Source organism: Acinetobacter sp. (genome assembly GCF_045628685.1).
In the GTDB taxonomy this organism is placed as follows: Bacteria; Pseudomonadota; Gammaproteobacteria; order Pseudomonadales; family Moraxellaceae; genus Acinetobacter.
Genome location: NZ_JAZQPV010000016.1, coordinates 23,898 through 34,231, shown reverse-complemented (window position 1 = coordinate 34,231; position 10,334 = coordinate 23,898). Strand labels below are relative to the sequence as shown.

General features: G+C 38.9%; 12 protein-coding genes and 1 pseudogene. 8 read left to right on the top strand and 5 right to left on the bottom strand.

Annotated elements, in window-relative coordinates:
• Positions 1-632 (top strand): citrate/2-methylcitrate synthase (locus tag ACKI4H_RS02760; protein ID WP_407303731.1); only part of this gene is annotated, 632 nt, incomplete at its 5' end.
• A gap of 60 nt (positions 633-692) precedes the next feature.
• Here ACKI4H_RS02760 and ACKI4H_RS02755 read toward each other — a convergent pair.
• From ACKI4H_RS02755 to ACKI4H_RS02745, 3 genes and pseudogenes are all read right to left on the bottom strand, one after another.
• Positions 693-1,314: pseudogene (locus tag ACKI4H_RS02755) on the bottom strand (aminotransferase).
• A gap of 2 nt (positions 1,315-1,316) precedes the next feature.
• Positions 1,317-1,793: a CinA family protein gene (locus ACKI4H_RS02750; RefSeq protein ID WP_407303729.1), complete on the bottom strand. Its 477-nt coding sequence runs from the start codon at positions 1,791-1,793 to the stop codon at positions 1,317-1,319.
• 517 nt (positions 1,794-2,310) lie between these two features.
• Positions 2,311-2,751 (bottom strand): internalin, encoded by a 441-nt coding sequence (locus tag ACKI4H_RS02745; RefSeq protein WP_407303727.1) that lies wholly within the window; start codon positions 2,749-2,751, stop codon positions 2,311-2,313.
• Between the two features lie 226 nt (positions 2,752-2,977).
• On the opposite strand from ACKI4H_RS02745, the gene ACKI4H_RS02740 reads away from it, so the two are divergent.
• The 7 genes from ACKI4H_RS02740 to ACKI4H_RS02710 all read left to right on the top strand — a co-directional run bounded on the left by ACKI4H_RS02740 (position 2,978) and on the right by ACKI4H_RS02710 (position 9,868).
• Positions 2,978-4,618, top strand: coding sequence for a CTP synthase (locus ACKI4H_RS02740; RefSeq protein ID WP_407303724.1), 1,641 nt, complete (start codon positions 2,978-2,980; stop codon positions 4,616-4,618).
• Between the two features lie 31 nt (positions 4,619-4,649).
• Positions 4,650-5,507 (top strand): 3-deoxy-8-phosphooctulonate synthase, encoded by an 858-nt coding sequence (gene kdsA, locus ACKI4H_RS02735; protein ID WP_407303723.1) that lies wholly within the window; start codon positions 4,650-4,652, stop codon positions 5,505-5,507.
• Positions 5,508-5,552: 45 nt separating this feature from the next.
• Positions 5,553-6,842, top strand: coding sequence for a phosphopyruvate hydratase (gene eno / locus ACKI4H_RS02730; RefSeq protein ID WP_407303720.1), 1,290 nt, complete (start codon positions 5,553-5,555; stop codon positions 6,840-6,842).
• A gap of 7 nt (positions 6,843-6,849) precedes the next feature.
• Positions 6,850-7,254 carry a cell division protein FtsB gene (gene ftsB, locus ACKI4H_RS02725; RefSeq protein WP_407303719.1) on the top strand — a complete coding sequence of 135 codons (405 nt, stop codon included), beginning with the start codon at positions 6,850-6,852 and terminating at the stop codon, positions 7,252-7,254.
• Entirely contained in the window at positions 7,220-7,936 is a 717-nt protein-coding gene (ispD, locus tag ACKI4H_RS02720) for a 2-C-methyl-D-erythritol 4-phosphate cytidylyltransferase (protein ID WP_407303738.1), read from the top strand. Before ftsB ends, ispD begins: the two co-directional genes overlap by 35 nt.
• Before the next feature lie 83 nt (positions 7,937-8,019).
• Positions 8,020-9,156, top strand: coding sequence for a rod shape-determining protein RodA (rodA, locus tag ACKI4H_RS02715; protein ID WP_407303716.1), 1,137 nt, complete (start codon positions 8,020-8,022; stop codon positions 9,154-9,156).
• 55 nt (positions 9,157-9,211) lie between these two features.
• Positions 9,212-9,868 (top strand): DUF6988 family protein, encoded by a 657-nt coding sequence (locus ACKI4H_RS02710; RefSeq protein WP_407303714.1) that lies wholly within the window; start codon positions 9,212-9,214, stop codon positions 9,866-9,868.
• Between the two features lie 43 nt (positions 9,869-9,911).
• Here the strand turns inward: ACKI4H_RS02710 and ACKI4H_RS02705 are convergent, their stop codons facing one another.
• The gene (locus ACKI4H_RS02705) at positions 9,912-10,208 is read right to left on the bottom strand and encodes a cyd operon YbgE family protein (RefSeq protein ID WP_407303713.1); all 297 of its coding nucleotides are present in this window, start codon (positions 10,206-10,208) and stop codon (positions 9,912-9,914) included.
• A gap of 3 nt (positions 10,209-10,211) precedes the next feature.
• Positions 10,212-10,313: a cytochrome bd-I oxidase subunit CydX gene (gene cydX, locus ACKI4H_RS02700; protein WP_002120988.1), complete on the bottom strand. Its 102-nt coding sequence runs from the start codon at positions 10,311-10,313 to the stop codon at positions 10,212-10,214.
• Positions 10,314-10,334: the final 21 nt, after the last annotated feature.

The window sequence follows — 10,334 nt, the reverse complement described above, 5'->3', positions numbered from 1 at the left end:
CGAATGAATTGCATGAACAGGTGATGAATGTATCGCTGATTCTTTATGCTGAGCATGAATTTAACGCTTCAACATTTACTGCACGTGTATGTGCTTCGACCTTATCTGATATGCATTCATGTATTACCGGTGCGATTGGTTCACTTCGTGGTCCACTACATGGTGGTGCCAATGAAGCTGCGATGGAAATGATCGAAAACTGGACATCAGCCGATGAAGCTGAACGTGAAATGCTCGGCAAGCTTGAGCGTAAAGAAAAGATCATGGGCTTTGGTCATGCAATCTACAAAGACAATGATCCGCGTAATGGTATCATCAAAATCTGGTCTGAGCGTTTAGCAAAAGACGTAGGTGATACAGTACTTTATCCAGTATCAGTACGCTGTGAAGAAGTGATGTGGCGTGAGAAGAAATTATTCTGTAATGCAGACTTCTTCCATGCATCTGCATATCACTTTATGGGTATAGCGACCAAACTGTTCACGCCTATCTTTGTGATGAGTCGTGTGACAGGCTGGGCAGCGCATGTGATGGAGCAGCGTGCAGATAACCGTATCATTCGTCCAAGTGCAGATTATACCGGTCCAGAACTGCGTAAAGTTGTGCCGATTGCAGATCGTACAGCAGCATAAATTTATAATTTTTCATAAAGCCTCTTCGGAGGTTTTAGTTTTTAGGTCTTTTTCAGGCTTTTATTTTTTAAGTGTAAGTAAAATGGGATCTTCAAGGGTATAACCTGTTTCAAAAGGAATTCCTAAGGATTTAATCGCTACAACCATTATATTATGTTGTGGAATTTTAAATAATTGTGAAATATTTAAATAAGGTTTATATGCTACAGCTGTATGTTGCAAACTGCTTAATTGCAGAGTGGTTACCTTATAACGATATTGATATTCCGTGATTAAATCGTCAAATTCAGGATTTACCGATTTTTGTACTCGTGTTTTTTTCAAAATTTGAACTTTAGCTGAAACTTTATTTATAGCAATTAAAGGAATCACTCTTTTTTTAATTTTTACAATAGCTTGATTGAATTGAGTGTTGTCTTGATCGTAATCAATTTTCTTGGTTTTTGGATTGAGATAGAGTGAATTGACCTGAATGAGTTTTTCAGCTGTTTGTTGTTTTTAAATTGATAATAATAGAGTTGTGGCAGGCGACCGCGGCCATCTTCATAATGTTTTAACAAATAGACTTTTTGATCTTTGGCATCATAACCTAGAAATTCCAGATTTTGAGGTCCTCCTACAGTTGCAAAACTGCTGCGGCGAACAGTGCTAAAGCGAATATAAAAGTTTTGAATTTCAACATAACTAAGCTCTATTAATCAGTTGAATAATTTCCACTGCAATATAATGGGTTAAAACCGACAGTCTGTGTAAAGGTGTTCCATTAATAAAATAATGAAAGTTGTGTGTTTTATTTAAATATAAAATTGAGATAAAAAATGTGCCTTCGGGTTTTGTTTTTGTTGCACTGCCACCAGGTTTAAGTAAGCCGGTACAAGCAACCACAATATCTGCTTGAGTAAATAGTTTTTTCCCATGAATCGCCATGACCTCTGTAATTTCGGCAGATTCAGCCGTATATTTTTCTATAAGCTCAGCATCAATATTCAGGATATCAATCTTGATAGAAGGATCATAACTGACCAGCCCACCCAACAGAATCTCTGCACCACTGTTCTTATAAATTGAAAATTGGCTCGAAAGATAGCCTGAGCTTGCACTTTCAATAAAGGCAATCTTTAAATTTTTGAGTTCGAGTAAATCACAACATTTTTTTAGCATGGATTAAAAGTCCTAAAATTATCAATATTTTGACTTGAAAGTGACTGATTTAATACTCTAAATCCGTATTCATAAAGGGAGGTGCAAATTTCATTATATTTTTTTAAGAAAAATATAGGGGTGATGAGTTTCCCAGAGAAACTCAATAAATTTAACATCTCTATTAAAAAGGACTAAGAGTTCTTTTGATTAATTAACATTCATGTTTTTAAGTATATATAATTAGATATTGTATAATATTGTAATATGTAAAAATATAATCTTGGCAGGTTAATATCGTGGATATTCTTAAATTTATAAAAAGCTTTAATACACTCAATACTTATTTATTGTTGTTTGAGGGAAAATAAAACTTTTTTCTCCTCAATGATAAAGAACTTTTTTAACTGTATTCCAATCTCTACTTGGTCTTTAATTTTAAATTTAGTTACTCAGATTCGCTCTTAAATAGTGTAAAAAATTTTACAAAAAACCCAGTAATTTTACTGGGTTTTTTGCATTTAGGCTAAAATCAAACTTATTTTTCAAGCGCGGGTGTTGCCGCCGCAATTGCCGCCGCAACTGCATCATCTTCAGACTGGGTAGCAGAATTTGATTTAGACGGCGTTGCTTGAGTCGGGTTTTCTTCCGTTTTAGGCGCATCGGCTTTTGGTGCCATGGCTTTCGGTACTTCCGCTTTTGGAGTGGTATCAGAGGTTGCTTGAGACACTTCACGACGAATGACAGTTGTCGTGTTCGCAGTTTCTTGACGTTCTACTTCAACCTGTGCAGGAGTTTCAGCTTGTGTATTTTCAGGAGTATCTAATGGTTCTAATTGAACAGGTTTATTCACTTGTTCAATTTGTTGAGTGGTCTCAACTTTTTCTTGTTCATCTTCCTTCGGTGCTTCTTTTTTTACACACGCTGTTAATAATAAAGCTGCTGCAATAGCGCCACAAATCAAAAAATTTTTATTCATAATTGCACAAAACAAAGCATTAATAGGATGTCAGCATTATAACAGCAAATACGAATATAAAAATCCTCTCAGGTGCCCCTAATTTTTTATCGGAAATGCTGATAGAATAGCCAATTGTTTATTGTTCTTTGAATTGATGCGGAATGACTTTGCTTTATAGGTACAGAGTAAAGTAAAATTGCGCAACATTGCAGGCCGATTTAGGCTCGATTGTACGAGAAACCCAATGACCCATTTTATTTTCGTGACTGGTGGTGTAGTTTCATCACTAGGTAAAGGTATTTCAGCTGCTTCAGTTGCTGCACTTTTAGAAGCCCGTGGTTTAAAAGTAACCATGGTCAAAATGGATCCATATATTAATGTCGATCCGGGGACAATGAGTCCTTTCCAACATGGTGAAGTTTTTGTCACAGAGGATGGTGCTGAAACTGACCTAGATTTGGGTTATTACGAACGTTTCTTGCGTCGTGCGAAAATGACCAAACTGAATAACTTCACTTCAGGCCGTGTTTATCAAGACGTACTCAATAAAGAACGTCGTGGTGATTACCTGGGTGGTACTGTTCAGGTTATTCCACATATTACGGATAATATTAAAGAACGTGTTCTTCGCGCAGGTGAAGGCTATGACGTTGCAATTGTTGAAATTGGCGGCACAGTAGGTGACATTGAATCTCTCCCATTCATGGAATCTGTTCGTCAGTTAATGGTTGAGCTTGGTCATAACCGTACTATGCTGATGCATTTAACATTATTGCCATATATTAAATCTGCTGCTGAACTTAAAACCAAACCAACACAGCACTCTGTAAAAGAGCTTTTGTCGATTGGGATTCAGCCAGACATTTTGATCTGCCGTACAGAATATGATGTTGATGCAGACACTACACGTAAAATTGCATTGTTCACTAACGTTCAGGCGCGTGCTGTGGTTGTTTGTAAAGATGCGCGTTCAATTTATCAAATTCCACGTACTTTCTACGAACAAAATGTCGATGATTTAATTTGTGAACGTTTTGGTTATAACGATCTTCCAGAAGCTGATCTTTCAGATTGGGATAATGTCGTTGAAGCATTATTTAATCCTGAATATACAGTTCGTGTAGCGATGGTCGGTAAATACGTTGAACTTCCAGATGCTTATAAATCTGTAAATGAAGCACTTTTGCATGCTGGGGTTAAAAACCGCGTTAAAGTTCAGATTGATTATGTCAATGCTGAAGAGCTCGAAAGCCAAGACGTGAACGAAGTATTGAAAGATGCTGACGCAATTCTAGTGCCAGGCGGTTTCGGGGAACGCGGTACTGAAGGTAAAATGAAGGCGATTCAATTTGCACGTGAAAACGGTGTTCCGTTCTTGGGTATTTGCCTAGGTATGCAACTTGCAGTAATTGAATATGCACGTAATGTTGCCGGTATTACTGATGCGACGTCAACTGAATTTAACCGTTCAACTAAATCTCCATTGATTGGTTTAATTACTGAATGGTTAGATGAACGTGGTGAAGTTCAACAACGTTCTGTTGAATCGGATCTGGGTGGAACAATGCGTCTGGGTGCCCAAAAATCAGAATTGGTTGAAGGTACTAAAACTCGTGAAGTGTATGGTAGTGCGGACATTATTGAACGTCACCGTCACCGTTATGAGATGAACAACCGTTATATTCCTGTGCTTGAAGAAAAGGGCATGAAAATTTCAGGTTATTCACCAGTACAACATTTGGTAGAAACTGTTGAAATTCCTCAACATCCTTGGTTTATTGCTGTACAATTCCACCCGGAATTTACAAGTTCTCCACGTGATGGACATCCATTATTTGCTAGCTTTATTGACGCTGCTAAAAAACAGTATCAAAAAACAAAATAATGTTGCTCCAGGAATAAACTAGGAAGTTTAAATGTCACAATTAAAACCACAAGAAATTGTACGTTTAGGCGATATACAAATGGCAAACCACTTGCCATTTGTATTATTCGGCGGCATGAACGTACTTGAATCTAAAGACTTAGCTTTTGAAATTGCTGAAACTTATGTTGATATCTGCACACGTTTAGATATCCCATATGTATTTAAGGCAAGTTTTGATAAAGCCAATCGCTCCAGTTTGCACTCTTTCCGTGGCCCCGGTCTGGAGAAAGGTCTTGAGTGGTTAGCAGACATTAAAAAACACTTCAATGTACCTATTATTACCGATGTACATGAACCTTACCAAGCTGCGCCTGTCGCTGAGGTGGCTGATATTATTCAGTTACCTGCGTTCTTGAGTCGCCAGACTGACCTCGTTGAAGCCATGGCAAAAACGGATGCCATCATTAATATCAAAAAAGCACAATTTCTTGCTCCCCATGAAATGCGCCATATTTTGCATAAGTGTTTGGAAGCAGGAAATGACAAACTGATTATTTGTGAACGCGGTTCGGCATTTGGTTACAACAACCTAATTGTAGACATGTTGGGCTTTGACATCATGAAAGAAATGGATGTCCCTGTATTCTTTGATGTAACGCATGCGCTTCAGACCCCAGGCGGTCGTGCAGATTCTGCAGGTGGACGCCGTGCGCAAATTACCACGCTGGCACGTGCAGGTATGGCAACCGGTTTGGCGGGTTTATTTCTGGAAGCTCATCCAGATCCAGAACATGCAAAATGTGACGGTCCATGCGCACTGCGTATGTCACAGCTTGAGCCGTTCTTGGCGCAATTAAAAGAATTGGATACTTTGGTTAAAGGATTCAAAAAGTTAGATACTCATTGATGCTTTTAATAGCATCTAGTTATTCAATCAACTGAGGAATTGTTCATGAGTCAAATCGTTGACATTCGTGCACGTGAAATTTTGGACTCTCGTGGTAACCCAACCATCGAAGCAGACGTAATCTTAGAATCTGGCGTAGTTGGCCGTGCATGTGCACCATCTGGTGCTTCAACTGGTTCTCGTGAAGCTTTAGAACTTCGTGATGGTGATAAAGCTCGTTACTTAGGTAAAGGTGTTCGCACTGCTGTTAATAACGTAAATACGTTAATTCGTGATGTATTATTAGGCAAATCAGTATTCGATCAAAAAGACATTGATAACACAATGATCGCGCTTGACGGTACTGAAAACAAAGAAAAACTGGGTGCTAATGCAACCCTAGCAGTTTCTTTGGCAGCAGCACGTGCAGCAGCGACTGAAAAGAAAATTCCTCTTTTTCAATACATCGCAGATTTACGTGGTCAATCTGTTTTGACGATGCCTGTACCAATGATGAACATCATCAATGGTGGTTCACATGCAGACAACAATGTTGATATTCAAGAGTTCATGATTGAGCCAGTTGGCTTCACTTCATTCTCTGAAGCACTTCGTGCCGGCGCGGAAATCTTCCATTCTCTAAAATCAGTTTTAAACAAAAAAGGTTTAAACACTGCAGTGGGAGATGAAGGTGGTTTTGCACCAAACCTTCGTTCTAACGAAGAAGCAATCACGGTTATTCTTGAAGCGATTGGTCAAACTGGTTACAAAGCTGGTTCTGACATCATGCTTGCACTTGATTGCGCATCTTCAGAATTCTACAAAGATGGTCAATATATTCTTGCTGGCGAAGGCAACAAAGCGTTCACAAGCAACCAGTTCTCTGACTACCTTGCAGGTCTGGTAAACCAGTACCCAATTATCTCGATTGAAGATGGTTTGGATGAATCTGACTGGGAAGGCTGGTCTTACCTGACTTCGATTCTTGGCGACAAGATCCAGCTGGTGGGTGATGACTTGTTCGTGACCAACCCTAAAATCCTGCAACGTGGTATCAATGAGAAAGTTGGTAACTCGATTCTGATCAAATATAACCAGATCGGTACCTTGACTGAAACTTTAGACGCGATCTATCTTGCGAAAGCAAATGGTTACTCTACTGTGATTTCACACCGTTCAGGCGAAACTGAAGATTCTACCATTGCGGATCTTGCAGTAGGTACAGCAGCGGGTCAAATCAAGACTGGTTCACTTTGCCGTTCTGACCGTGTTGCTAAGTATAACCAATTGCTTCGTATTGAAGAATTGACTCATGCTGCATATCGCGGTAAAGCTGAATTCAAAGGTTTGAACTAAGCGACTAATGCGACTTATATTAAGTATATTTAACTCCACTGTGAGTAAAGTATTATTGGGCCTTGCGATCATTTTGATCGCAGGGTTTCAGTACTTATTCTGGTTTGGGGAAGGTGGTTATCATGACCATCAACAATTAGCCCAAAAAATTCAACAACAAACAGAAATAAATACGGAATTAAAAGAACGTAACCGGGTGTTGGCCGCTGAAGTCTATGACCTGAAAAATGGTATTGAGGCCATTGAAGAGCATGCGCGTTTAGATCTGGGTTTGGTTAAACCGCATGAAACTTTTGTGCAAATGAGCATGATTGGTACGCACTATAAACCGATTTATATCGACCCAAATGCCAAAGTGGATTTAAGAACAAATGAAGATGGCAGAGGCACAGCCCCATCAAATGCGCCATAAAATTTGGGCGGTTATTCCTGCTGCGGGTTCGGGAAGTCGTTTTTCTAAAACTGAACTGAAACAGTATCAAATGATTCAAGGTCAAACTGTATTAGAACATACAGTATGCCGTTTGAACGAGTTACCGCTGTCGGGTTATGTGTTGGCGATGAGTGAAGATGATTCAGTTGCGAAAACTTTAAATTTGACTCAGCCTGGTAAAGCTCATTTTTGTGTGGGTGGAGCAGAACGGGTTAATTCTGTTCTGAGTGCGCTGACGTATTTAAGTCAAATTGCTTCACCTGAAGATTTGGTTTTGGTGCATGATGCTGCACGTCCTTGTGTTACCCAAGATTGTTTAAACCGTTTAGTGAATACTACAATACAACAAAATTGTAGTGCGATTTTGGCAATTCCTGTGCGTGATACCTTAAAATTTGTTAAACAAAAAAATAATATTGATAAAACTGTGAGCCGGGAGTATTTGTGGCAAGCACAGACACCGCAAATTTCAAAATTGGGTCTATTGAAACACGCGATTGAAAAAGCGTTGCAGGATGGCGTCACGATTACGGATGAAGCCAGTGCTTTGGAGTATGTGGGCGAAACTGTGAAAGTGGTTCAAGGTCGTTCAGACAATATCAAAATTACCTATGCTGATGATTTGGAATTGGCAAAATTGATTTTATCCTCGCAAAAATAAAATAAAAACTGGCTTCAGATGTATTATCTGGCTGGCTTTAAATTTATACTTTACCATCGTATTTAAACACTCACATATTTCAAATGATACCATCATCCCAGTATCGTTTTTTACGTCACTCTTTACGTGATGGTAGAAGCATTAAACATGATTCATCCAGATGGGCTAGATTACATTTAGATCCATGGTTACTTTGTTTTCTTTTATTGAATTCAGTGCTGGGACTAATGGTGGTTTATAGCGCAACCATGCAAGATAACAGCATGGTTATCCGCCAAGCTACAAGCTTCGGTATTGGCTTTATTATCATGTTTATCTGTGCGCAGATTCCGCCAAAAGTTTATCAGGCAGCGAGTCCTTATTTTTATATACTGGGCGTTGTATTGCTGGTACTGGTGCTGATTATTGGTGATACCCGGCTAGGTGCCAAGCGTTGGCTCACTATACCTGGGATTGGTAGTATGCAGCCTAGCGAGATTATGAAATTTGCCATGCCGCTAATGATGGCCTGGTTTTTTTCGCGTCGTGCTTTCCCACCTACATTTATTCAGATTGTGATTGGGCTGTTATTAATGTTGTTTCCTTTCGTACTGGTGGCTTTGCAGCCCGACCTGAATATTGGACTCATTATTCCCGGTATTTTTGCCTTATTTCTGTGTGGGATGTCATGGCGCCTCATTTTGGGTGCATTAACGGCTTTGGCAGTTGCGGCTCCATTAATCTGGATGTTCTTATTACAGACCTATCAAAAAAAACGGGTTTTAACTTTGTTTGATCCCGAATCGGATGCGTTGGGTGCAGGCTGGAATATTATTCAGTCAAAAATTGCTATTGGTTCTGGCGGTTTAACCGGAAAAGGGTATTTGACAGGGACGCAGTCGCATTTGGGTTACTTGCCTGAACATCATACTGACTTTATTATGTCGGCCTATGCTGAAGAATATGGCTTTATCGGGGTATTTTTATTATTCAGTCTTTTTGCCGCCATTATTATTCGTTGTTTAATGATTGGCTTGAATAGCTTCCATAATTTTGGTCGTTTATTTGCCGGAACCATTGGATTAACCTTCTTTTTCTTTGTGTTTTTAAACTCAGGAATGGCAAGCGGGATTTTACCTGTTACGGGAGATCCATTGCCGCTGATGAGTTATGGTGGTTCAGCCGTCATTTCGTTATTGGCAAGTATGGGCATTGTGATGTCGATTCATACCCATCGATAAAGAAAATACTATTTTAAAGCGAGATGATAATCTCGCTTTTTTGTGAGAGGGAAAAATGAATCTGTATAAAAAATCATTAATGATGATTGAAGAATTAAACAAACAATTAGATAGTTCCGAGTTAGTTGATGGTGGGTTAAGACTTGATTTGGTTTATCAATGTTGCGAAATATCCATAGAACATGGAATTGCTGTAAAAACACTTTTAGAAACTGAATTGTATACTTCAGCACTTGCATTGTTTAGAGTGCAATTTGAGTCTACTGTCCGTGCATATTGGTTGCTTTTGAGTGCGACAAATAATCAAATTCTGAAATTTCAAACCACAAGCATTGCGGAGCAATTTAAAAATGAAAAACTGCCAATGGTCTCTGAAATGATAGAAAAATTAAAAAATATTGAAGAAATTAGACCTATAGCACTACAGTTTAAAGAATTTAAATTTTATTCACTTACGCACTTAAACTCGATTGTTCATACTGGTAAACATTCTTTAGTAAGAAATACATTTGGTCTAAATGAGAAACAATATAGTGATGTAATGAAACAATCCAATGGATTAACAACTATGGCTGGACAAATTCTTTTAAGACATAGTGGTAAAGAAAAATGGATACATATTTTGCATGCTAAATACCGAGATTGCTTCTTAATGCAGGAGGATATTTCTGCTGAAGATAAACAAAGAATTGATGCGATGTACAATTGGTAAAATTCAAAAAGCCCTCAATCGAGGGCTTTTTGACAGTCAATGTTTAGGTGAAGAGCCAGGTGTAATAACCCCAAAGCATGAGTGGCCATGCCAGAAATGGGCTAAATAACCATTTCCATAACCAGAACTTTGGAATAAAACCCATGCCATGAATAAAACCCCCTGAAATACCGATCATGATATACATCATGGTTCGGTGACTATATTCAGCATTCGCATCTAACATCATGGCTGGATGAATCAGTAAAACGGCTGCAAGCGGCAATGCCAACAAAAAGGAAATGGCCATGGCAAACTTGTTCGGCTTTATGGTCTCTGCTGTTATTGCTACTTCAGTCATTTTCTATTCCTCATCCAAATCTTGATGATGTTCGATGTAAAGAGCGCTAAGCACACCTGCAAAACACGCCATTAAAATGCCAAGAATCCAAGCGAAATACCACATATCTATTCTCCTTGCACACAA